Source organism: Flavobacterium oncorhynchi (genome assembly GCF_002217355.1).
GTDB classification, from domain to species: Bacteria; Bacteroidota; Bacteroidia; order Flavobacteriales; family Flavobacteriaceae; genus Flavobacterium; species Flavobacterium oncorhynchi.
Genome location: NZ_MUHA01000013.1, coordinates 96,442 through 120,197 on the forward strand (window position 1 = coordinate 96,442; position 23,756 = coordinate 120,197).

At 32.7% G+C, this 23,756-nt stretch carries 19 protein-coding genes; 12 read left to right on the top strand and 7 right to left on the bottom strand.

The genetic code is table 11. The features are described from left to right. Positions 1–132: 132 nt before the first annotated feature. Positions 133–2,997, bottom strand: a complete 2,865-nt coding sequence (gene leuS / locus B0A75_RS10950; protein ID WP_089054314.1) for a leucine--tRNA ligase — start codon at positions 2,995–2,997, stop codon at positions 133–135. Positions 2,998–3,271: 274 nt separating this feature from the next. Here leuS and B0A75_RS10955 point away from each other — a divergent pair, with 274 nt between their 5' ends. The 8 genes from B0A75_RS10955 (at position 3,272) to B0A75_RS10990 (ending at position 10,862) form a co-directional block, all read left to right on the top strand. After that, positions 3,272–3,619, top strand: a complete 348-nt coding sequence (locus tag B0A75_RS10955; protein ID WP_089054315.1) for a winged helix-turn-helix domain-containing protein — start codon at positions 3,272–3,274, stop codon at positions 3,617–3,619. Positions 3,620–3,827: 208 nt separating this feature from the next. Next, positions 3,828–5,828, top strand: a complete 2,001-nt coding sequence (locus B0A75_RS10960) for a TonB-dependent receptor plug domain-containing protein (RefSeq protein WP_089054316.1) — start codon at positions 3,828–3,830, stop codon at positions 5,826–5,828. 19 nt (positions 5,829–5,847) lie between these two features. Next, entirely contained in the window at positions 5,848–6,444 is a 597-nt protein-coding gene (locus B0A75_RS10965; RefSeq protein ID WP_165765116.1) for a molybdopterin-dependent oxidoreductase, read from the top strand. 273 nt (positions 6,445–6,717) lie between these two features. Then, positions 6,718–7,593, top strand: a complete 876-nt coding sequence (locus B0A75_RS10970; RefSeq protein WP_089054317.1) for a cell division protein FtsX — start codon at positions 6,718–6,720, stop codon at positions 7,591–7,593. An 88-nt stretch (positions 7,594–7,681) separates the two neighbouring features. Next, the gene (locus B0A75_RS10975) at positions 7,682–7,930 is read left to right on the top strand and encodes a DUF3098 domain-containing protein (RefSeq protein ID WP_089054318.1); all 249 of its coding nucleotides are present in this window, start codon (positions 7,682–7,684) and stop codon (positions 7,928–7,930) included. A gap of 96 nt (positions 7,931–8,026) precedes the next feature. Next, positions 8,027–8,824 carry an undecaprenyl-diphosphate phosphatase gene (locus B0A75_RS10980; protein ID WP_089054319.1) on the top strand — a complete coding sequence of 266 codons (798 nt, stop codon included), beginning with the start codon at positions 8,027–8,029 and terminating at the stop codon, positions 8,822–8,824. Continuing rightward, positions 8,824–9,510 (top strand): tRNA pseudouridine(55) synthase TruB, encoded by a 687-nt coding sequence (gene truB, locus B0A75_RS10985; protein ID WP_089054320.1) that lies wholly within the window; start codon positions 8,824–8,826, stop codon positions 9,508–9,510. The genes B0A75_RS10980 and truB overlap by 1 nt, the downstream gene beginning before the upstream one ends. A 53-nt stretch (positions 9,511–9,563) precedes the next feature. Further along, the gene (locus tag B0A75_RS10990; protein WP_089054321.1) at positions 9,564–10,862 is read left to right on the top strand and encodes an Ig-like domain-containing protein; all 1,299 of its coding nucleotides are present in this window, start codon (positions 9,564–9,566) and stop codon (positions 10,860–10,862) included. A 369-nt stretch (positions 10,863–11,231) separates the two neighbouring features. Here B0A75_RS10990 and B0A75_RS10995 read toward each other — a convergent pair whose 3' ends face one another. Then, entirely contained in the window at positions 11,232–11,849 is a 618-nt protein-coding gene (locus tag B0A75_RS10995) for a thioredoxin family protein (protein WP_089054322.1), read from the bottom strand. A 185-nt stretch (positions 11,850–12,034) separates the two neighbouring features. Between B0A75_RS10995 and pyrH the strand changes: the two genes are divergently transcribed. The 3 genes from pyrH (at position 12,035) to B0A75_RS11010 (ending at position 16,053) form a co-directional block, all read left to right on the top strand. After that, complete coding sequence (gene pyrH / locus B0A75_RS11000) at positions 12,035–12,742, top strand: UMP kinase (protein WP_089054323.1); 708 nt, start codon at positions 12,035–12,037, stop codon at positions 12,740–12,742. A gap of 133 nt (positions 12,743–12,875) precedes the next feature. Then, complete coding sequence (gene frr, locus B0A75_RS11005) at positions 12,876–13,439, top strand: ribosome recycling factor (protein WP_089054324.1); 564 nt, start codon at positions 12,876–12,878, stop codon at positions 13,437–13,439. A gap of 118 nt (positions 13,440–13,557) precedes the next feature. After that, positions 13,558–16,053, top strand: coding sequence for a DUF5686 family protein (locus tag B0A75_RS11010; protein ID WP_089054325.1), 2,496 nt, complete (start codon positions 13,558–13,560; stop codon positions 16,051–16,053). A gap of 199 nt (positions 16,054–16,252) precedes the next feature. Here the strand turns inward: B0A75_RS11010 and B0A75_RS11015 are convergent, their stop codons facing one another. The 5 genes from B0A75_RS11015 to B0A75_RS11035 all read right to left on the bottom strand — a co-directional run bounded on the left by B0A75_RS11015 (position 16,253) and on the right by B0A75_RS11035 (position 21,059). Then, positions 16,253–18,523 carry a cation:proton antiporter gene (locus B0A75_RS11015; RefSeq protein WP_089054326.1) on the bottom strand — a complete coding sequence of 757 codons (2,271 nt, stop codon included), beginning with the start codon at positions 18,521–18,523 and terminating at the stop codon, positions 16,253–16,255. A gap of 214 nt (positions 18,524–18,737) precedes the next feature. After that, entirely contained in the window at positions 18,738–19,457 is a 720-nt protein-coding gene (locus tag B0A75_RS11020; RefSeq protein WP_089054327.1) for a LytR/AlgR family response regulator transcription factor, read from the bottom strand. Further along, the gene (locus B0A75_RS11025; protein ID WP_089054328.1) at positions 19,420–20,181 is read right to left on the bottom strand and encodes a sensor histidine kinase; all 762 of its coding nucleotides are present in this window, start codon (positions 20,179–20,181) and stop codon (positions 19,420–19,422) included. Before B0A75_RS11025 ends, B0A75_RS11020 begins: the two co-directional genes overlap by 38 nt. Positions 20,182–20,184: 3 nt before the next feature. Next, on the bottom strand, positions 20,185–20,634 hold the full coding sequence (locus tag B0A75_RS11030) for a hypothetical protein (RefSeq protein WP_123872358.1): 450 nt from the start codon (positions 20,632–20,634) through the stop codon (positions 20,185–20,187). Positions 20,635–20,729: 95 nt separating this feature from the next. Further along, positions 20,730–21,059: a DMT family transporter gene (locus tag B0A75_RS11035; protein WP_089054330.1), complete on the bottom strand. Its 330-nt coding sequence runs from the start codon at positions 21,057–21,059 to the stop codon at positions 20,730–20,732. Positions 21,060–21,238: 179 nt separating this feature from the next. Here B0A75_RS11035 and B0A75_RS11040 point away from each other — a divergent pair, with 179 nt between their 5' ends. After that, positions 21,239–23,605 (top strand): efflux RND transporter permease subunit, encoded by a 2,367-nt coding sequence (locus B0A75_RS11040; RefSeq protein ID WP_089054331.1) that lies wholly within the window; start codon positions 21,239–21,241, stop codon positions 23,603–23,605. Positions 23,606–23,756: the final 151 nt, after the last annotated feature.

Here is a 23,756-nt window from a genome sequence, read left to right on the forward strand (position 1 = left end):
TGTCATTTCGAGTTAAATTTGTGAAAATTTGTAAAATTTGTAAAATTCGTGGCAGAAAAATAAGCACAAAAAAAATCCCAAACCCCAATCGTAAAATTGGAATTTGGGATTTTTATATTGGAATTTATTTGGTTATCCTACCAAATTGATAATTTTCCCTGGAACGATAATCACTTTATTTGGTGTTCTGCCATCTAATTGTTTTTGTGTTCTTTCGTCTTTCATAACGATTTCTTCAATTTGTTCTTTGGTTAAATCCAAAGGCAATTCGATGGTAAAACGCATTTTTCCGTTGAACGAAACTGGATATTCTTTATTTGTTTCAACTAAATGACTTCCTTCAAAAATTGGGAACGATGCTTCAGAAATTGAAGCTGTATGTCCTAACTGCGACCATAATTCTTCGGCAATATGCGGTGCATAAGGCGAAACCAATATCGCTAACGGTTCTAAAATCGCTCTCGAATGACAGTTTTGAGTAGACAATTCATTTACACAAATCATAAATTGAGAAACCGAAGTATTGAAAGAGAAACTCTCGATATCTTCTGCCACTTTTTTGATCGTTTTATGCAATGATTTTAAGTTGTCTTTTGTCGGCTCGTCGTTGTTTACGATTAAACCGTTGTCATCAAAATACAATCTCCATAATTTTTTCAAGAAACCAAAAACTCCCGAAATTCCAGCAGTATTCCAAGGTTTTGCCTGCTCTAATGGCCCTAAGAACATTTCGTATAAACGTAATGTATCTGCTCCATATTCATTACAAATATCATCTGGAGTTACAACATTATAGTATGATTTCGACATTTTTTCGACTTCACGACCAACAATGTATTTTCCGTTTTCGTCAAAAATAAATTCAGCTGTATTGAAATCTTCTCTCCAAGCTTTGAATTTTTCGATATTCAATTCATCAGAAGAATTAACGAAATTAACATCAACACGAATTGGCTGTACATTCTGACCTTCAATTTTATTTTTAGACACAAAAGTATTTGTTCCTTCTAATCTGTAAACATAAGCCGTCGTTCCTAAAATCATTCCCTGATTAATCAGTTTTTTGAATGGCTCTTCGGTTGGAGCAAAACCTTTATCTTTTAAGAATTTGTTCCAGAAACGAGAATACAATAAGTGACCAGTTGCGTGCTCGCTTCCTCCAATATATAAATCTACGCTTTCCCAATACGCTAATGCTTCTTTGCTTGCAAATTCACTTTCATTGTGTGCATCCATATAACGCATCCAGTACCATGAACTTCCTGCCCAACCTGGCATTGTATTTAATTCTAGAGGAAAAATCGAAACATTGTCAACTAAATCAGTATTAACAACTTTATTTTGTTTTGTATCCCAAGCCCAAACTGCTGCATTTCCTAATGGAGGCAGACCATCTTCTGTTGGTAAATATTTTTCTACTTCTGGCAAAATAATTGGCAAATGCTGCGCATCGATCATTTTAGGCAATCCATTTACATAATAAACTGGAAATGGTTCTCCCCAATAACGCTGACGAGAGAAAACAGCATCACGCAAACGGTAATTTGTTTTTCCTTTTCCTTGTCCTAATTTTTCTAATTCAGCGATTGCTTTTTGAGTTGCCTCTTTATAATTTAATCCGTTTAAGAAATCAGAATTAGCGATTTCAACGTTATCTTTTGATCCGTAAGCCGTTTCAGAAATATCAACATTTGCAAAAATGTTTTTAATTTCCTGCATTCCGTTTTGACCTTTAAAGAAGTTCGCAAAAGCATAATCTCTTTCGTCTCCGCAAGGAACCGCCATTACAGCACCAGTTCCGTAACCTGCCAAAACATAATCACCAATCCAAACCGGAATGGCTTCTTTTGTAAATGGATGTTCTGCATAAGCTCCTGTAAATACTCCTGAAATTGTTTTTACATCAGCCATACGCTCACGCTCAGAACGTTTTGATGTTTTTTCGATATAAGCTTCAATTGCTGCTTTTTGTTCTGGAGTTGTAATTTTGGCAACCAAATCATGTTCTGGCGCCAAAGTCATAAATGTTACTCCAAAAATAGTATCAGGACGAGTAGTAAATACTTCGATAACTTCATCGTGATTCTTCACATTAAAAGTCACCAAAGCCCCAACCGATTTTCCGATCCAGTTTCTTTGAGACTCTTTAATAGACTCGCTCCAATCGATATCATTTAGACCTTGAAGTAAGCGTTCGGCATAAGCAGAAATTCGCATACTCCATTGTGTCATTTTTTTTCTTATAACAGGAAAGCCTCCACGTTCCGAAACACCGTTTACAATTTCGTCATTTGCCAAAACAGTTCCTAAACCAGGACACCAGTTTACTTCGGTTTCAGCCAAATAGGTCATTCTGTATTGCAACAAGATTTTTTCTTTTTGATCTTCAGAATAAGAGTTCCATTCGTCAGCAGTGAAAATCGCTACGTTGTCATCACAAACTGCTTCAACCAATGCATTTCCGCTTTCTTCAAAAACTTTTACAAGCTCTGAAATTTCAAAAGCTTTCCCTTGTTTTTTGCAATACCAAGAATTGAACAATTGGATAAAAATCCATTGCGTATGTTTGTAATAATCAGGATTTGAAGTTCGCACTTCACGCGCCCAATCAAATGAGAAACCAATTTTATCTAATTGTTTTCTATATCCTGCAATTTGTTTTCCATCTTTGTCTACACCGCCATCAATATTTACACGCGTTGTATCTTCTGGACGCTGTCCTGTCTGAATCGCGTATTGTTCAGCCGGCAATCCGAAACTATCATAACCCATTGGATGCAAAACATTGAAACCTTGGTGTCTTTTGAAACGAGAATATACATCTGAAGCTATATAACCAAGCGGATGCCCAACGTGCAGTCCTGCTCCTGATGGATAAGGAAACATATCGAGTACATAATGCTTAGGTTTTTCAGAGTTGTTTTTTGCTGCAAAAGTTTGATTTTCTGCCCAATATTTTTGCCATTTGGCGTCAATTTCGTTTGGATTGTACTTCATTTCTAAGTGACTAAGATTCTAAGTTACTAAGGTTCTAAGGCTTTTCACTAAATTAATTATTAGGCGCAAATTTACATTTATTGTTGTTTGTACCAAAGCTATTTCACTGACAAACAAATAAAATAACAAAATACTTATTTCAAATTAAGTAAAAATACTTATGTTTGTAATTCAAGTACTTAGTTAAGGCGTTTTTAATTGTTTATTTTTTAATAATAGAAGAATACTATTACAGTAAAAACAATTATTTTTACAAGGATATATTAAGAATGAGATGAGTAACGATAAAAAATATTCTATTGAAGTAAGACTTTGGATTGAAGAGGCTGAAGGCCCATTTTTAGGTATTGGAAAAATCTGGCTTTTAGAAAATATTCGCAAAACTGGCTCTATAACAAATGCGGCTAAGGAGATGAAAATGGCATACAGACAGGCTTGGCAGCTGGTTGAAGAAATGAATCAGCGTGCTCAAAGTCCGTTAGTCGAAAAATTATTAGGCGGAAAAGGCGGCGGCGGTGCAAAATTGACTGATGCCGGAGAAAAGGCAATTGCAGTTTTTTATGAAGTAGAAAAACGCATCAAAGATTTTGCTGAAAAGGAAACTCAAAATTTGAAGTTTTAAACAGCTTCAATTTCATAGATCGTTTTCATTGAAATTTACAAATATGATTTTGGTCATAATTTAAATGTGTAGAAATTGCTTTTTTTGTCATGCAAATCAGTATTCCTGAAAAAACACACTGAATTTTTATTTTAAAAAACATACAAACCAAAACAATTTTTTTAATCATCAGTATTCATTTTAAAACATACTGAAAAATCGTATCCTTATGAAACTAAAAATTATTGCCTTTTTACTCTTTCCGCTAATCGGATTTTCACAGCAAAACAATTCAACTCCAACTGATTCCATAAAACCATCAAATATTTTTATGCTGGGCGAAGTAATTGTTACCAATCATCAAAACAAAGACACTTTAAACAGAGTAACTTCAAAAACAATGGTTTCTCAAAACAAAATGGATGTTTCAAGAGCTTTAAATATGCTGCCTGGAATTACATTAACGGCTTCTGGACCGCGAAACGAATCTATGGTTTCTGTACGCGGTTTCGATTTAAGACAGGTTCCAGTTTATATGGACGGTATTCCTGTTTATGTTCCGTATGATGGTTATGTTGACCTTGCAAGATTTACCACTTTCGATTTGGCCGCGATAGATGTTTCAAAAGGATTTTCGTCTGTACTTTACGGACCAAACTCACTTGGCGGTGCTATAAATTTAGTTTCCAGAAAACCTTCTCAAAAATTAGAATATGACGGCTCGCTTGGAATGATTAACGAAAATGGCTATAAAGGAAACCTCAACATTGGTTCTAACATTGGAAAGTTTTATTTTCAGGGCGGATTTTCTTATTTAGATAGAAATTCAACTAGAATGTCATCTAATTTTGTTCCAACAGCAAATGAAAACGGAGGACAAAGAGACAATTCATATCGCACGGATCAAAAAATCAGCTTTAAAATTGGATGGACTCCAACTGAAAAAAGCGAATATGCGATTGGTTACATCAATCAACAGGGCGAAAAAGGAAATCCAGTTTATACAGGAAGCGATCCTTTAAACTCTCTTTTACTAAAACCTCGCTACTGGCAATGGCCAAACTGGGATAAAGAGAGTTTTTATTTCATCTCAAATTCAAATTTTGATGACAAAAACAGCTTAAAAACAAGGTTATATTTTGACCGTTTCAAAAATACTCTTGACAGTTATGATGATGCAACTTATACGAAACAAACTAAACCGTATGCTTTTCAAAGTATTTACAATGATTACACTTACGGTGGAAATCTAGAATACAACACGAAATTTATTCCAAAAAATGATTTAAAAATTGCTTTTCATTTTAAAGAAGATGTACACCGCGAAAACAATCTTGGTGAACCAGTTCGTCATTTTATAGACAATACAGTTTTGGTAGGAATTGAAGATATTTATAAAGTTACTCCAAAATTTACTGTAATTCCGGGCGTGAGCTACAACCTTCGAAAAAATACTGAAGCAGAAGATTACAACAGTACTACAAAAGTGATTTCCGATTATCCATCTGCTGGTGCGAGTGATGCTTTTAATGCTCAAATTGGATTTTTTTATCAGTTGAATGAAGTCCAGAAATTGGGCGCAACAGTTTCGCAGAAAACAAGATTTGCAACAATCAAAGATCGTTATTCGTATAGAATGGGAACTGCAATACCAAATCCAGACTTAAAACCTGAAAAAGCTGTAAATTACGAATTGAATTATACGGCGGGACTTTTTAATAAAGTTACTTTTCAGACGGCGCTTTTCTACAGCAAACTTTCTGATGCGATCTTAAATGTAAGCAATGTTCAACCTGGAAAATCTCAAATGCAAAATTTTGGCGAAGCAGAATATCTTGGTGTTGAGGCTCAAATAAACTATGAAATCTTGTCTAATTTGTCGCTTAATGTGAACTACACTTATATTGAACGAAACAATATTACAAATCCGAATATTCATTTTACCGATGTTCCAAACACAAAAGTTATGGGAACTTTAGAATATAAACCGATTAAAATATTGCGTTTAATTGCTAATTCTGAATTTAATTCATCTCGTTTCAGTACAAGCTATGGAGCAAGAGTTCCAGATTACACACTTTTGAATTTTTACGCTTCGGGTAAAATAGCCAAAAATTTCAGCATCGATGCAGGAATTAATAATATCTTCGATAAAAACTATTGTCTTGTTGAAGGTTACCCTGAAGAAGGCCGCAACTTTTTTGTAACACTTCGTTTTTTCAATAACTAAACCTAAAAAATAATTTTATATGAAAACTCAAAATTATATTCTCGTACTTCTTATTGCATTTTCATGCGCAATGTGCAATTCGTCTAAAAAGGAAAAAGAAGATTCGATTACTGCAGAAAAAGTGTCTAAAACAGACAATGATAAACATGCTGTTCTTACGCCGGCTGACAGTTTAAAAATGGTAAATCACACTATTGAAGTAAAAGGCGATGTCGAATTCCCGCTTCAATTAAGTGTCGATTCTTTAAAAAAGATGAAGGTGGTAACTATTGATAATTTTAAAGTTGTCTGCCAAAGCGGCGAAGTTAAAAAAGACAACAAAGTCTGCAAAGGCGTGCTTTTGAAAGATATTTTAGAGAAGGCAAAAATCAAACAAGATGGGCATAAGGATCGCAATTTTTATATTGTGGCTCGAGCTTCTGATGATTACAAGGCCACTTTTTCATGGGCAGAAATTTTCAACAATCCAACCGGAGAAAATGCTTTCGTTCTTTTTGAGGAAAATGGAAAACCACTGAAAAGCGGCGAAATGATTGCTATTTGCAAAAATGATATTAAAACTGGGCCTCGTCATGTTTACTGGCTTAAAAGTATTGAGGTTTATAGAGTTAAATAAGGTTCTGAGATACTAAGTTACTAAGATTCTGAGGCTGAAAGTTTTTTTCTAGTATTTAGTCGCAAAGCTGATCTAAAAAAGCTTTGCGAATTTTTTGTTATCATTAAAGTAAACCATAATGCACTTTTACTTAAATCAACAAAAATTTTATGCACTTTGCTGTTAAATAAACTTTTATTCAATATGGAATTGTACATTTATGGTATAAAAGTTCGTTAATAACTTTAAATAAAGAAATTCTTTATTATTTTTACCACATAATTTAAGCAAACTATGAGTTCTAACTTTGATAAATTTCAAAAACGCAGGTTAATTTCCTCTTATTTTTCGGTAGTATTAAGTGTATTTCTAGTATTATTCCTTTTGGGAGTATTAGGATTGTTTATTATTAATTCTAAAAAACTGGCAAACGATTTTAAAGAAAAAATTGCTATGACAGTTTTCTTTAAAAATGAAGCAAATGACAGCGTTATCAAAGCATTCAATACAGAATTAAAAAGAGCGCCTTTTGCAAGATCTTATGCTTACGTTTCTAAAGAAAAAGCAGCAAAAGAACATACTGATATTATTGGAGAAGATTTCCTGACATTTTTAGGAGAAAATCCTTTATTGAATTCATACGACATTCACTTAAAAGCAGATTATGTTGAAAGAGACAGCATTCTGCAAATCGAAAGCAGTTTACGTAAAAATACCATGATCGAAGATATTGTTTATGACAAACAATTGGTAAATCTGGTAAATGATAATATCAAAAAAGTAAGTATGTGGATTTTGATTATCAGCGGTTTCCTAGCGGTAATTGCGGTTTTATTAATCAACAGTTCATTGCGTCTTTCTATTCACTCAAACCGTTTTATTATTAAAACCATGCAAATGGTTGGTGCAACCAAATCGTTTATTCGTAAACCTTTTGTAATGCGCAGTGTAAAACTAGGAATGCTGGGTGCTGGATTAGCAATTATTGCCTTAATTGGACTTTTATTCTACGTTGAAACTAATTTTCCTGGTTTAGGAATTTTAGAAGATAAAGCTTTAATTGGATTGGTTTTATTAGCCGTTTTTGGATTAGGAGTTTTAATTACGTGGGTAAGTACACATTTTGCAACGCAACGTTTCTTGAATTTAAGAACTGATGATCTTTACTAATTTTCAGAAAAAAAGACTTTCATAAACTTAGTTCAGAATAACAAAATAAACAAGCCTCTAATTACTTAAAGGTTCAAAAAAAATAAAAATGAAAAACAATAATACAGAAGAAACTCCAAAACACGAATTCCTTTTTGACAGCATTAATTACAAAATCTTATTGATAGGAATTGCTGTTATCGCTTTAGGTTTTATTTTAATGTCAGGCGGAGGAAGTCATGATCCAAATGTTTTTAATGAAGATATTTTTAATTTCAGACGTATTCGTTTAGCTCCAACTACCGTTTTAATTGGTTTTGGAATTACGATTTATTCTATTTTCAAAAAATCAAAATAGACAACTTAGACATCTTAGACAACTTAGATCTTTAGAATATTCTTTTCTAAAAAAATTTAAGAACTCTAACATTCTAATAATCTAACAATCTAATAAATGAATACATTACAAGCTATCGTTCTTGCCATTATTGAAGGAATCACAGAATTTTTACCTGTTTCTTCAACTGGACACATGATTATTGCCTCTTCTTTTTTTGGAATTGCACACGACGATTTCACTAAACTTTTTACTATTGTTATTCAACTTGGAGCAATTCTTTCGGTTGTAATTCTATATTTCAAACGTTTCTTTCAAACACTTGATTTTTACTTTAAACTTTTAGTTGCTTTTATTCCAGCCGTTGTTTTAGGTTTATTATTAAGCGATTTTATTGATGGTTTATTAGAAAATCCCGTTACGGTAGCAATTTCTCTTTTAATCGGAGGTTTAATTTTATTAAAAGTCGACGAATGGTTTAATACACCAAACAGTACCGAAACTTCACAAGAAATCAGCTATTTACAAGCTTTCAAAATTGGTTTATTTCAATGTCTTGCCATGATTCCCGGCGTTTCTCGCAGCGGTGCAAGTATCGTGGGCGGAATGTCTCAAAAATTATCAAGAACTACTGCCGCTGAATTTTCATTTTTTCTTGCTGTACCGACAATGTTGGGCGCAACGGTAAAAAAATGTTACGATTACTATAAAGCAGGATTCGAATTATCACACGATCAAATCAACTTATTGATAATAGGAAACATTGTCGCTTTTATTGTGGCGCTTCTTGCTATTAAAACCTTTATTGGATTTTTAACTAAAAATGGATTCAAAGTTTTTGGTTATTACCGAATTATTGCCGGAATCATTTTATTATTGATTCACTTTTTCATTCACCCGCTTACCATTATATAATGACACCTGAAGAATATTTAGACGGACAAGTTTTACTGATAGACAAACCTTTAAAATGGAGTTCGTTTCAAGCTGTCAATAAATTAAAATATCTTTTAATTAATAAAGTCGGCCTGCCCAAAAAGTTTAAAATTGGTCATGCTGGAACCTTAGATCCTTTGGCTACTGGACTTTTATTAATTTGTACTGGAAAATTTACTAAGAGAATTTCTGAGCTTCAAGGTCAAGCCAAAGAATACACTGGAACATTTTACATTGGAGCTACTACTCCATCTTACGATTTAGAGACTGAAATTGATCAGACTTTTCCAACGGAACATATCGATGAAGCACTTATTCATGAAACGGTTAAACAGTTTTTAGGCGAAATCGATCAAAAACCGCCAATATTTTCTGCTATTAAAAAAGACGGAGTTCGTTTATACGAGCATGCACGTGCTGGTGAAACTGTCGAAATTGCAAGCAGAAAAACTACAATTCACGAATTTGAAATTACCCGAATAGCTTTGCCTGAAATTGATTTTAGAGTAGTTTGCAGTAAAGGAACTTACATTCGCTCTCTTGCTTACGATTTTGGAAAAGCCATGAATTCAGGATCGCATTTAACTGTTTTACGCCGAACTAAGATTGGCGATTACGATGTAAAAAATGCAATTGACATTACACTTTTTGAGGAAAATCTATAACATTTTATTTTTTTGATTTTTGTAATTTAGTCGTTTGCTTTAAAATTTACAAAATGAAAAATTTCTTCTTAGCGTTATTTTTAATCTCTGCAAAAGTTTCTTTTAGTCAAACTGCCGGCCAAAAATTTGTATCGACTGATATTGAGAATTTTTGGAAAGCATACGAAAAGGTTACTTCTACTTCTGATAGTTTAAAACAATACCAATATTTAAATGAGTTTTATCTTGACAAAGCCTCGCTTGGTTTAAAAAGCCTTATTGAAGTTCGTAATTACACTCCAAAAGAGTTTCTTAACTCAATTACAAAATATCCAAAATTCTGGAATTCATTAAAAGCAAATACCACAAATGTCAGTAATCTTTATCCTGAAATTGAAACTGACATTCGTAAACTAAAAGAAGCCTATCCAGAATTAAAACCATCAACTATTTACTTTTCAATTGGTGCTTTTAGAACAAACGGAACGATACAAAATGATCGAATTTTAATTGGAAGCGAACTATCATTAGCAGATGAAACTACTGTTATCGATGAACTTCCTGAATGGAGACAGCCTTTTTATAAAGAATACGAGCCAAGAAAAAATATTGCTTTATTATGCACGCACGAGTATGTGCATACGCAGCAAAAAGAGTTAGTAGAAAACTTGCTTTCTATGTGTTTGTATGAAGGTGTTGCAGAATTTATTTCCTGCAAAGTAACTGGCAAAAAATCTAGCAGTCCTGCAATAGAATTTGGAAAAAACAATCAAGAAAAAGTAATCAATCAGTTTATTGCCGATTTGTATATCATGAGCAATAATTATAATTGGTTGTGGGGTGAAAACAGAAATGATTTAAAAATTAGAGATCTTGGCTATTATATTGGTTATGAAATTTCTGAACGTTATTACAATTCATCGAAAGACAAAGCAAAAGCCATAAAAACGCTTATTGAACTCGATTATCATAACGAAAAAGAAATGGAGCAAATCGTTGATGCCTCAAAATTATTTCCAAAAAGTGTAAAGAAATTAAATCAAGATTATGAAAAACAACGACCAACTGTACTAACAATATCTGGTTTTAAAAACGGAAGTAAAAAAGTAAAATCAGGATTAAGAGATATTACAATTACTTTTTCAGAACCGTTAAACGGCCGTAATACAGGTATTGATTTTGGTCCTCTTGGCAAAGAATTTACTCCAAAGTTAAGTCCTGAAAGAAATTGGTCTTCCGACAAAAAAACATGGACTTTCAAAGCCGATTTGCTGCCAAACAAAAAATATCAAATCTTAATTACAAGTAATTTCAGAAAGCAAAACGGAGTTAGATTAAAACCGTATTTAATCGAATTTCAAACAGCTGAATAAAAAAGCACATTACAAATCAAACCGTAATGTGCCACCTCTTTAATTAAAGTAGTGTTATTTCATACGCGATTCCTTTTGGAGTTAATAATGATGAACATTCTTTCCTCCAAATAAAAAGGTCGAAAAAAAATCGTAAAACCTTTCGAATAACTTTTTCATAATAGTGCATTTTTTAATTGTTAGACATTAAATAAACACCAATAAAAAGAGTAAATCAAAAAGTAAATAATAGAAGTGGGATTGCTTTACTAAGATACAAAAATAATGCTAAAAAAAAGAATACAACCACGTTTTTAAGAGCATTATAACATTTGCTATCAATAAGTTACAAACAATTAGTTTAAGATTTCGTTTTAAAAACATTAAAAATTAAAGTCTGTCATATTTGATATTCTCCATAATCTGAACCAATTCTTCTTGAACAGAAATTCCTTTATCAGCCAAATACCACAACTGAAGATCTGTTTTAATTTTTTCGTCGATTACACCAAACTCTTTTTTATAGTTTTCCATCAATTCAGATGCTCCTTTTGGTCTTGGTCCCCAGTCTGCGCGAACAATTCCAGCTTCTTTACAAACAATAATTACTTTTGGTATCGCTCTTCCTCCATTTGTTAAATAATGATCCATCAATTCGGTATTCTCATCACGAAAGACAATTCGAAGATCTATTTTTTTATTCGAATCATGCGCCATTTTATTTAAAATTGGAAGAATCTGAGCCGCATCACCACACCAGCCTTCAGAAATAACCAGCCAAAAATAATGATTATCTAAATTTTGAAGCTTCGAAATCACTTCTTCAGAAATCTTGACTGTTTTATCCAGTCGATTCATTCTAGCCTCGTTTAACTTTGAATAGTTGGTCAAACTTTCAGACTGTTCGTTGCCCGTTGACTTTCCTTCATACAACAAATCAGTGACTATTTTTCGATATTCGGCATAGGAATGGCTATTGAATAATGCTTTTGCTATAAAGTTTTTCATAAATAATTATTTGATTACTATAAAAATACGGATTTTAAGAAGATACAGAAATGACTTTTATCACATTCCATAGAAAAAAATCAAAACCCGCATAAATTAAAACAAAAGAGCAATTAATTTTTTGCAAACATTATTTTTAAAAATCAGAATATGTCTATATTTGCACAAATTAACGCAACACAAACATGAAATATAAAAGAATTCTTCTAAAACTTAGCGGCGAGGCCTTAATGGGTGATTTACAATACGGAATTGACCCTAAAAGATTAGGCGAATATGCAGACGAAATTAAGCAGATTCACGCAAAAGGAGTAGAAATTGCTATCGTTATTGGAGGAGGAAATATTTTTAGAGGCGTTGCTGGTGCAAGTGCAGGAATGGACAGAGTGCAGGGCGATTATATGGGAATGCTTGCTACTGTAATTAACGGAATGGCTTTGCAAGGTGCACTTGAAGACAAAGGAATGAAGACGCGTTTACAAACGGCTTTGAAAATGGAATCTATTGCAGAACCTTATATTAAAAGAAGAGCTGACCGTCATCTTGAAAAAGGAAGAATTGTAATTTTTGGTGCCGGAACTGGAAATCCATATTTTACAACTGATACAGCAGCTGTTTTAAGAGGAATTGAAATTAATGCAGATGTTATCCTAAAAGGAACTCGTGTTGATGGTGTATACGATTCTGATCCAGAAAAAAATGCATCAGCTGTAAAATTTGATATGATTTCGTTTGATGATGTCCTTAAAAAAGGTTTAAATGTAATGGATACAACAGCTTTTACATTAAGCCAGGAAAATAAATTACCAATTGTTGTTTTTGATATGAACAAAATAGGAAACCTATTGAAAATCTGTGAAGGCGAAAACATTGGAACTGTAGTAAACGTTTAAGCTGCTTTAGATTGTTAGATTGAAATTCTAATAATCTTCAAAAACAAAAAAATAAAATTATATTAGTTAGTAAATTAAATGATCTGTTTTTAATCTAAACTCCTATCGTTTAAAAATCTAAAAAAATAAAAAAATGACTGAAGAAATCGATTTTATATTAGAAAGTACTGAAGAATCAATGAACGGTTCTATTGCACACTTAGAAAAAGAATTTCTAAACATTCGTGCAGGAAAAGCTTCTCCAGCAATGTTGGGAAGTGTTTTTGTAGATTATTATGGTTCAGCAACTCCACTTTCTCAAGTTTCAAAAATCAGTGTTCCTGATGCAAGAACAATTACTTTACAGCCGTTTGAAAAAAACATGCTGCAAGTTATTGAAAAAGCGATCATGGTTGCTAATATTGGTTTTAACCCAATGAATAACGGAGATGTAATTATCATAAGCGTACCGCCTTTGACTGAAGAGCGTCGTCGTGATTTAGCAAAACAAGCAAAATCAGAAGCTGAAGATGCTAAAATTGGTGTTCGTAACGTACGTAAAGACGCTAATAACGAAATTAAAAAATTAGAAAAAGACGGAACATCAGAAGACATTTGTAAATCTGCTGAAGAAGAAGTTCAAAATCTAACAAATACATACATTAAAAAAATTGATGAATTATTGGCTGAAAAAGAAGCTGAAATCATGAAAGTGTAATTGTATTTCATAACAAAATAAAATCCGTTTGGTTAAATTTTACCAAACGGATTTTTTTATTCTTATTTTTGCATACTTAAATGACATATTTTTCGTTTTTGAATCTATATTATTCTCTATGAGGCTATTTTGCTTATTGACTTTACTTTTTACGCTTAGCATACAGGCGCAAGTTCAAATAAGCGGTATTGTAACTGACTCAAACAACAAAGCACTTCCGTTTGCTACGATAACTACTTCAAACAGCAGTAATACAATTACGGATGTAGATGGAAAATTTATTTTTAACATTGACTCAAAAACGGGAAGTTTTGCTGTTTCATACATTGGTTTTCAAACTAAAATCATAAGTATTACAGAAAATAAAAAATTCTATCCCATTTCGTTATCTCAAAAAACGGATGCTTTACAAGAAGTAATTGTTTCAAATGAAAATCCTGCTTTAACGATCATTAGAAAAGTAATCGCCAATAAAGACAAAAACGATCCACAGAAAAAGCTCAGCAGTTTTGAATACAAAACCTACAACAAACTGCTCGTTACCGCAAATCCTGATTCTATCGACGGAAGAATCGATTCTTCTGCCGTTTATAAAGACTTTAATAAAAAGAAGATCAACATCGATTCATCTGATTATAAGTTTAAAGAAATCATAAGCAAACAGCATTTGTTTCAAACTGAAAAGGTATCACAATATCAATTTGGAGAAAACAAGCTGAAAGAAACTGTTCTGGGAACTAAAATTGCAGGTTTTAAAAACCCCATTTACGAAGTTCTTGCTTTCAACCTGCAGTCTATATCTATTTACGACAATAAATACGAGCTGTTTGAAACCAAATATGAAAATCCTATTTCGAGATCGGCACCTTCAAATTACAATTACAAACTGCTTGACACAGTAAATATAAAAGGCAGAGAAACTTTTATGATTTATTTTAAAAACAAGCAAAAACGAAGAGCTTCTGGATTAGAAGGTGTATTATACATTGACGCAGAAAACTTTGGTATTGCCAAAGCTGTTATGCGTATAAAAGGCGTTCTGGACATTAGTGGAATTCATGAATTTGAATATGTTCCAAACGAGAAAATATGGTTTCAGAGCAACACCACTTTTAAAATTGTAAAAGGGAAAAATGATGATGACATCAAGATTCTGGGCGGAACGATTCAGTTTGACGGAGATGTTGCAGACAATTACGAACCGCGAAAAAAAACAGCTTCAGATTTTACGTATTTGCTTTCTGAGAGCAATAATTTTGACATTCATTACAACACAAATTCCTCTATAAAAAATCCTTCGCTTTATATTGAAATTAAAGATGATGCTAATAAAAAACCTGAAAGTTTCTGGAATGAATACAGAAAAGACAGTTTAGATCTAAAAGGTCAAAAAACATATCAATTACTCGATAGTTTATCTGTAAGCAAGAGAATTGAAAAACGTTTGGGACTTGGACGAAAAATCATAAATGGTTATCTGCCAATCGGGCCAATTGATCTTGATTTAAAAAAAATAATCAGTTACAATAACTACGAGGGTTTCCGACTTGGACTTGGCGGTATAACAAACGATCGTTTTTCTAAAAACTTCAGAATTGAAGGATACACGGCTTACGGTACGAAAGACGGTGCTCTTAAATACAATTTAGGAGTTGGCGTTTTATTGGATAAAAGCACCAATACGTGGCTAAACGGATCTTATACAGATGATGTCAGGGAAATTGCGAGTACCTTTTTTGCCGTTGATAAACGAGTATTTAAAATCTACGATCCAAGACCAATCAACATTAGTACATTTTATAAATACGACAGCTGGAAAGCAAACGTCCAAACTAAAATTATTCCTAAAACAGAAGCTGTATTTGAATTATCAAGAAGTTTTGTTGAACCCAAATTTGATTATCTCTTTAATTACAACGGTCAGCTGTACTCGAGTTATGTAATGACAACAGCAATGCTCTCGATTGTTTGGGCTCCATTCAGCAATTTTATGCAAACACCGACGGGAAGAAATGAATCTAATAAAAAGTTTCCAAGATTTACTTTTCAATTCACGCAATCCTTGCCAAATGTTTTAGATAATGATTTTACTTTTGGAAAAATAGATTTTAAAACGGAGTACGAAAAACAATATTTAAACGGTCAAAAAACCAGCGTTTTACTGCAGGGAGGTTATGCAATTGGCGATGTTCCGATTACGCATTTATACAACACGATGCCGAATAACTTAACTAAAGAAACCGTAATTCAGCGTATTACTTTTGCAGGTCGAAACAGTTTTGAAACCATGTTTTTTAATGAGTTTTTCTCTAGTCAATATGTGTTTTTTCAAGTTAAGCATGGTTTTGATCGAATCAAGATTATGAAAAAAGTACGCCCTTCTTTGGTTTTAGTGACGCGAATGGCTTGGGGAAATATGGAAAATCCTGAACAGCACGTAGGACCAACTTACAAAACATTAGACAAAGGCTTTTTTGAATCGGGAATTGAGTTAAATAAAATTTTCAAAGGTTTTGGTTTAGGCGGATTCTATCGTTACGGTCCAAATCAACTTATGAAGTTTGAAGATAATATTGCCGTTAAGATTTCTTATGTGATTGATTTGGGATTATAAGATTTCAATTTCACCTATTATTTATCATTTCGACCGAAGGGAGAAATCACACTAGAAATTCCGCAAAGAAAATCGCCAATCTTTATTGAGTTACGAGTGTGATTTCTCCTTTCAGTCGAAATGACAAAACAGAAAAAAATCCCAAACTCCAATCGTAAAATTGGAGTTTGGGATTTCTAAATTGTAATTTCTAAAAAAATTATGGCTTCAAAATCAAAACTGAAGGCGTGTTATTAAGCCAAGTACTTTGAGATTCTATTAGTTTTTTCCAGCTGTCTAAACTAATAATCATTAAATTCTGGCTTTCAATAAACTCTTTTTTAATTGTTCTGTCATGCATAATCATAATATGATTTGGGGCAATTTGTTCAATAGATCGAATTGTTTCTTGAATCTCGCGAGTATTTTTTACATCACCGCTGGCATCCAAAACTGTAATCTGTGAACCATTATTATTGATTAATTTCTTAGCATATTCAATTAAAAAAGCATCTTCTTTACTAAAAACAGGCATAAAAATCTGGTTTACCTCTTCTAAATCTTTATCGATAAGTATACCAACCGGCATTTTAGTTTTGGCAATAATATGACGCGTTCTTTCATCAAAAGGAGAATTTTCAAACAATCCTTCTTTTCCTGTAAATTTATCTATTAAGCGGTCTGGATTTACTATTCGAGTGGTAAAACCAAGTATTTTCCCCAGCAATGTACCTTCAAAAATAGACTGTCCTAAACCAACTAACAACAAATCATATTCACCTTGGTTTGCCGAATCAATAATCTCGGCATCAATATCATTGGTAACTTTAAATACACTTACCATATTCTGATTCAAACGCTGAGATTCTTCAACTACCGGCACTAACATTTTACGTTCATGATCTTTTATATCAAACGAATGTATTTCTGTACTCAACGATAAATGCATTGCTGTTACAATCGAATTGTCGCCTTGTTTTTTAACCAAACTATTTGCGATCTTCAACAGTTTTTTCCCTCTTTCAGGAGTTGCGAACGACAATAAAATCTTGTATTTGCTTTTATTTCCAATTTCCTGCGGTACGATTGTTTCTTTATCTTTAAATATAAATCCGATAAAATCTAAAGCCGGACCAGTCATAAAAGTTGTTACTAGAGCCATAATTACCATCATGGTAAAAATCTCTGTAGATAAAACGCCAAGATCGTAACCAATGTTTAACACGACCAATTCCATTAAGCCACGAGTATTCATTAAAGCTCCAATAGCCAAACTATCTTTCCAGTTTTGACCTACGAACTTTGCAGCCAATGCACTTCCAAAGAATTTTCCAACAACTGCAACCGCAATAATCAACCCTGTAATTTTCCATAAAGCAGGATCGTTCAACAACCCAATTTGAGTACGCAAGCCTGTAAACACAAAAAATAGCGGCAATAATACAATTATAGAAACGTCTTCAACTTTCTCAATAAATATATTTCTGAACTTATTATTTTCCGGCATAATAGCTCCTGCTAAAAAAGCACCAAATAAAGCATGAATACCAATTAACTCCGATGCATACGCAGAAATAAGAAGGGTAATAAAGAAAATAGCAACTACGGGTTTATTTAAACTTTCTCTTGTTGAATTTAAATCTCCAACACGTTTTAGGAACGGGCGAACAATTTTCAACATTATAACTACATACAAAATAGCCAGTCCAATAACATATAAAGCACTAGTAAAAGAACCTGCTTTTACAATCGCAATTACAACTGCCAAAATACACCAAGCCGTAATATCATCTGCCGCAGCACAAGTTATGGCAATGGTTCCTAGTTTTGTTTTCTGCATTCCGCGTTCTTGCACAATTCTAGCTAGAACCGGAAACGCAGTAATACTCATGGCAATTCCCATAAAAAGTCCAAAAGAAGCGAACTCAACACCAACTGGTGCAAACGTATGGTAAATGTAATACGCTAAACTTAGTCCTAAGGCAAACGGAATTACAATACTTGCGTGGCTGATAACAACGGCGTCATGAGCTTTGTTTTTTAGAACCTTCAAATCAAGTTCCATACCAATAACAAACATGAAAAGGATTAAACCAATCTGACTTAAAAATTGTAAATTACCTAAAGATTCTTTTGGAAATAAAGCTGCCGAAAACTCTGGAAAATACATTCCTACCAATGACGGCCCTAAAACAATACCCGCAATCATTTCGCCAATTACAGATGGCTGTCCTATTTTTCTAAAAACCCATCCAAACAAACGTGCTGCTAAAATAATAGTAACGATCTGTGCTAATAATATAGCTAATGGATGCTGCAGGTTTTCGACCATTGAATGCAAGAAATCATTCCAATGATTACTTTCGATCTTTTTCTTAACGATATTACGCCCCACTTCCAGCGCTGCGCCTTTTGAAATTACCCAATATATCAGCGCTGTAAAACCTCCGATAATTGTAACGTAAAATAAAGAGTTTTTAATATTATTCATAACTCGTTCTTTTGATTTATTGCAGCAAATATCAGAACTGAGTTTTAAGCGAAAAAGGAAAATTACAGCTAATTTTCAATGTATGTAACAAGTGGGAAAAACTTTGTAATAAGTTATAAAAATGATTGTCATCCTGAGCGAAGTCGAAGGCTTAACAGTCTTCATCGGGCTTCGACTACGCTCAGCCTATTAGAAAATAATTTGTTACAAATGGCTATAGTTTTACTTTTTTCAAAAAATCAGAACGATAGGTTTCACTTAAAATTACAGTTATATTTTTATTGTTTTCATCCGTACGATGCAATACAATTTCATTATGATTAAAGAATTTTATTGCTTTTACAGCCACAATTTCTTTTTTGTTTGCGCGGCAAAAATCGGCATCAGGCAGCTCCTCTAAAAGTGTAGCGAATTTAACATTCTTCAAATTCAAGAAACTTCCATCTGCAAGCAAAACCGTTTTATCGCGACTGTCGCTTGAGGCTGTTTTTATATATTGTATTTGATTAAAATAAAGCAGTGTTTTGCCTTTATCTGTATTTAGCTGAATAAATTTTTTAGCTGCATCAGGCTTTTCGAAACGTTCTACAGCTTTTGTAATCGCTTTTTGCAGACGTTCTAATTTTACAGGTTTTGTAATATAATCTATCGCATCAATATTAAAAGCGTCGGCTGCATACTCTTTGTAAGCCGTGCAGAAAATAACCATTTTATCACTGAGCATTTCCGCCAGATGAAGTCCATCCATTCCAGGCATTTCGATATCTGATATTAATAAATCAAAATCGAGATTCGGAATATCTGACAAAAGTTTCTCTGGATTATTATACGTTTTTACAATTTCGACTTCATGAATTTGTTCACAAAGCATTTTTAAGTACGTTAATCCGGGAAGCTCATCGTCCAGCAGCAAGCATTTCAGTTTTGTATTCAAGGAGATCAATTTTTAGATGAGCAATATAAATATCGTTTTCTACAAACCTGTCCAATTTGAAATTATTTTTATAAATAATTCGTAAACGATGTTCGAGCGTAGCATGACCAAAACCGCTTCGTTCTTTTTTAAGTACTTTTTTATCTGAGATTTTATTCGAAACCGTCATAAAAAAAGCATTATCGCGAAACTCAAAGACAACCGATATAAAAGCATCTGCACTTTGCAAATCAGCATGTTTAAAAGCATTCTCAATTAAGTCAATCGAAATTAACGGCGCCAGCAAAGGCTGATCGTACAATTTATCTTCCTTATTAATGTTGGTTTTTACCTTTAATTCGAAAAGCGGACTAATCTTGATTTTATTGATTTCGATCAAATTCAATGCAAAATCAATTTCTTCTTTTGCGGTAACAAATTTCTTTTTGCTTTCGTATAAAATATAGTCCAAAACATTCGCCAGTTTATCTAAAGCAAAATAGGTTTGATAAGCGTGCGACTGAATTGAATTTAGAATATTCTTAAACAAATGCGGATTCAGTTTGGACTCTAATGTCTCTAACTGTAAATCATTCACCTTTACTTCAAGCGCATAAAAACTCCTTTCGGCATCATCTTTTGCCTTCTTCGCCTGCATTAATTGGTAAATCATAAAACAAATTATGATTATAAGAAGTAAAAGAATCGCTAAAAAAATAAATGTTGTGGTATTGTTTTCTTGCATTGGTTAAGGTTGTAGAGTTGTTTTTAATAATACTTTATGATTAATTAAAATTCCAATTGTTAAAATTAAAATACTGGCAAGCCAAAGATAATAACCTAATTCAAAAGAAACTATCTTCGCCATAGCCCCACTTTCTGCTCCCAATATTTGAGTCCAAAATGAAAAAAGTATCGCTAAACCAGATGCTATTAAACTCAACAAAATTGCTCTTTTATCATTCTTAATTAAAAATCTAATTGCAAAAAATGATAATGGGTTCGCCAGCCAGATAATTTGTTCTAACAATCCTCCTCCCAAAAAAGCAATAGCCCCCATTAAAAGATAATCTAAAGATGAAGATACTCTTATTTCATTATTATAATTTACAACCAAAGCATTCTGAGTTAATGAAATACCAAAAATCAATAAACTCAATCCTATAGTTAAAAATTTAATTTGTTTTGAATCCATCATTTATAAAAAGTTTTTCATTACAGACTACGAAATTAAAGTAAATCTATCTCCGTAAATCCATTTGATTCGTTTATCCCGTAGGCAGTCATCATTTTTTAATGACTAGAAACAAATTTCAATCCAATAATTGAGGCAATTAATGTTGAAAGGAAAAATATTCTCCAAAAAGTAGCTGGTTCCTTAAAAATTAAAATCCCAACCAGAACAGTTCCAACAGCTCCAATCCCTGTCCAAACCGCATAAGCCGTTCCAATTGGCAGTACCTGTGTCGCTTTATACAATAAAATCATACTGATCGAAAGGCATACAAAAAAACCAATCATCCAGTAAGTAGATACCATTCCTGCTGTTTCTTTTGCTTTTCCAAGGCATGATGCAAAGCCAACTTCAAAAAGTCCTGCAATAATTAATAAAATCCAACTCATTTTCTTTTCCTTTTAAATTAATTGCAAATATGAGAAAAGCTGATGATTAAACAGTGTAAAGAAAGAAATTTATCACAAAAAACGATATGAATATTTGTGTTAACATTAAGTAAAATACAATCTATTGTTTATGATTTTGAGCACTTTTCACTACATTTGCATCCATTTTTAAAGAATTTATGAAAAACACTATCCAAGTTGGATTTTGGGAGAAACTGGCCCGAATTATACTTAAAAACAGAATAACAATTCTAATTGTACTTTCTGCTTTAACCATTTTCCTTGCTTTGCAATGGAAGAATCTTTCAATGACTTATACCGAAGCAAATCTGCTTCCTAAAGAACACGTTGCAAATAAAGATTATCAAAAATTCCTGGACAAATTTGGCGAGGAAGGAAATCTTGTAGTAATTGGTTTTAAAGATCCTAAATTTTTTACTCCAAAAAATTATGCTGCTTGGAATGAGTTAATGACAGGTTTAAAAAAATCTAAGGAAGTTGATTTAGTGGTTTCATTAAATGATTTAAAGAAACTTGAAAAAGATACCGTTAACGAAAAATTTGTTTTATCACCGTTTATTGACCAAAGTAAAGCTTTAGATCCAGCTTATTTAAAAACGGTTCAGTATGATTTATTTCATAATTTACCTTTTTACGAAGGACTTTTATTCAATAAAGAAAGCGGCAGTGTTCGTTCTGCAATTTATATCAATAAAGCATTAGTAAATACTGCTGAAAGAAAGACTTTTATCCTAGAAAATTTAGTTCCGAAAATCGATAAATTTGAAAAAACTACCGGAATTGATCTTCGTGTTTCTGGAATGCCGTATATCAGAACGATCAATGCGGACAATATGAAAGGTGAAATTGGTCTTTTTATCGGTGCAGCTTTACTTACTGTTTCTTTAATATTCTTTTTCTTTTTCCGTTCGTTCAGAGCAACATTCATTTCAATTTGTATTTTAATTGTTGGTGTAATCTGGTCTTTTGGAACGCTGGGATTATTTGGTTATAAAATCACGATTTTAACAGCCATTATTCCGCCGTTAATTATCGTAATTGGTATTACAAACTGTATTTTCCTAATCAACAAATACCAGCAGGAAATCAAATTACATAACAATCAGGCAAAAGCATTACAGCGTGTAATTTCAAAAATTGGAGTTTCGACTTTAATGACGAATTTAACAACAGCAATTGGTTTCGCAACCTTTATGATTACTGGAAATGATTTGCTTTTTGAGTTTGGTCTAGTAACTTCAATCAACGTAATTTCTGTGTATTTATTGACACTTTTTATTGTGCCGATTATATACAGTTTTATGCCGCTGCCAAAAGAAAAACACTTATATCATTTAACTAAAACATATATTTCGACACTTTTAAATGTTGTCGAAAATCTGGTTAAAACAAAACGTAAAATTGTATATATCGTTTATGGCTTACTTTTGGTTTTCAGTGTAATTGGAGTTTCGCAGATGAAAGTTTCAGGAAGTTTAATTGGTGAAATGCCAAAAAGTGCCTCTTTCTTTAAAGACATTTTATTCTACGAAAAAGAATTCAACGGTGTAATGCCGCTTGAAATTATGATTGACACCAAAAAGAAAAAAGGTGTTATGAAGGCTTCGACTATTCGCAAAATGGATGAATTGCAAACTACAATTGCAGAAATTCCAGAATTAGCAAAACCAGTTTCGATTGTGAATTTAGTTAAATATTCAAAACAGGCTTTCTACAACGGAAATCCAGAATATTATCAATTACCAACTTCGCAAGAACAGGCTTTTATTTTGAGCTACGCCAAAAACGCGACCAAAAACAGCAAAGAAAACCTAATGAAGGCTTATGTTGATTCGACTGGACAATATGCCCGAATCACGACTTTCATGAAAGATATTGGTACGGACGAAATGGCAAAAGTGGAGAAAAAACTTCACAATAAAATAGATGAAATTTTTCCAAAAGACCGTTATGAAGTTACCGTTACTGGAAAAGCATTGGTTTTCCAAAAAGGAACATCGTATTTAGTAGATAATTTAATCGAATCACTGATTTTTGCAATCGCGGTTATTGCGATTTTAATGCTGTATTTGTTTAGATCTTTCAAAATGGTAATGGCGTCTGTAATTACAAATATTTTACCGCTTTGCATTACATCTGGATTGATGGGTTATTTCGGAATTCCGCTAAAACCGTCCACAATTTTAGTGTTCAGTATTGCATTTGGAATTTCGGTAGATAATGCGATTCAGTTTATGGCAAAATACAAACATGACTTGCTTCAAAGCGGCGGAAAGGTTAAAAAATCAGTTTTCAGTGCTTTAAGAGAAACTGGAATCAGTACTTTCTATACATCAGTAGTTTTGATTCTAGGTTTTGCGACTTTTACATTATCAAGCTTTAGCGGAACTATTGCACTTGGAGGATTAATTTCTTGTACTTTGGCTTTTGCAATGTTTGCAAATTTAGTTGTATTGCCTTCGTTAGTTTTGACTTTTGAGAAGAAAAAAACTAAGAAAGAGGAATTGGAGAATTTGGATAAATAAACATTAAATATGTTAGGTCTATTTACAGCTGTAATCTCAATTGTTTTTGGAATAATTTTAAAGTCGACAAATAGAGAAGATTTAAAATCTCTAAAAAAATATTGGTTATTTCTTATAATTGCTGGTGCGTTGTTGTTTATTTTAAGATTGT

Coding starts and splice junctions, on each gene's coding strand:
- B0A75_RS10955 (WP_089054315.1), top strand. CDS start 3,272: ATGAGTAACGATAAAAAATATTCTATTGAAGTAAGACTTTGGATTGAA.
- B0A75_RS11010 (WP_089054325.1), top strand. CDS start 13,558: ATGAGGCTATTTTGCTTATTGACTTTACTTTTTACGCTTAGCATACAG.
- B0A75_RS10980 (WP_089054319.1), top strand. CDS start 8,027: ATGAATACATTACAAGCTATCGTTCTTGCCATTATTGAAGGAATCACA.
- leuS (WP_089054314.1), bottom strand. CDS start 2,997: ATGAAGTACAATCCAAACGAAATTGACGCCAAATGGCAAAAATATTGG.
- B0A75_RS11030 (WP_123872358.1), bottom strand. CDS start 20,634: ATGATGGATTCAAAACAAATTAAATTTTTAACTATAGGATTGAGTTTA.
- B0A75_RS10990 (WP_089054321.1), top strand. CDS start 9,564: ATGAAAAATTTCTTCTTAGCGTTATTTTTAATCTCTGCAAAAGTTTCT.
- frr (WP_089054324.1), top strand. CDS start 12,876: ATGACTGAAGAAATCGATTTTATATTAGAAAGTACTGAAGAATCAATG.
- B0A75_RS10960 (WP_089054316.1), top strand. CDS start 3,828: ATGAAACTAAAAATTATTGCCTTTTTACTCTTTCCGCTAATCGGATTT.
- pyrH (WP_089054323.1), top strand. CDS start 12,035: ATGAAATATAAAAGAATTCTTCTAAAACTTAGCGGCGAGGCCTTAATG.
- B0A75_RS11015 (WP_089054326.1), bottom strand. CDS start 18,523: ATGAATAATATTAAAAACTCTTTATTTTACGTTACAATTATCGGAGGT.
- B0A75_RS10965 (WP_165765116.1), top strand. CDS start 5,848: ATGAAAACTCAAAATTATATTCTCGTACTTCTTATTGCATTTTCATGC.
- B0A75_RS10970 (WP_089054317.1), top strand. CDS start 6,718: ATGAGTTCTAACTTTGATAAATTTCAAAAACGCAGGTTAATTTCCTCT.
- B0A75_RS11025 (WP_089054328.1), bottom strand. CDS start 20,181: ATGCAAGAAAACAATACCACAACATTTATTTTTTTAGCGATTCTTTTA.
- B0A75_RS11040 (WP_089054331.1), top strand. CDS start 21,239: ATGAAAAACACTATCCAAGTTGGATTTTGGGAGAAACTGGCCCGAATT.
- B0A75_RS11035 (WP_089054330.1), bottom strand. CDS start 21,059: ATGAGTTGGATTTTATTAATTATTGCAGGACTTTTTGAAGTTGGCTTT.
- truB (WP_089054320.1), top strand. CDS start 8,824: ATGACACCTGAAGAATATTTAGACGGACAAGTTTTACTGATAGACAAA.
- B0A75_RS10975 (WP_089054318.1), top strand. CDS start 7,682: ATGAAAAACAATAATACAGAAGAAACTCCAAAACACGAATTCCTTTTT.
- B0A75_RS10995 (WP_089054322.1), bottom strand. CDS start 11,849: ATGAAAAACTTTATAGCAAAAGCATTATTCAATAGCCATTCCTATGCC.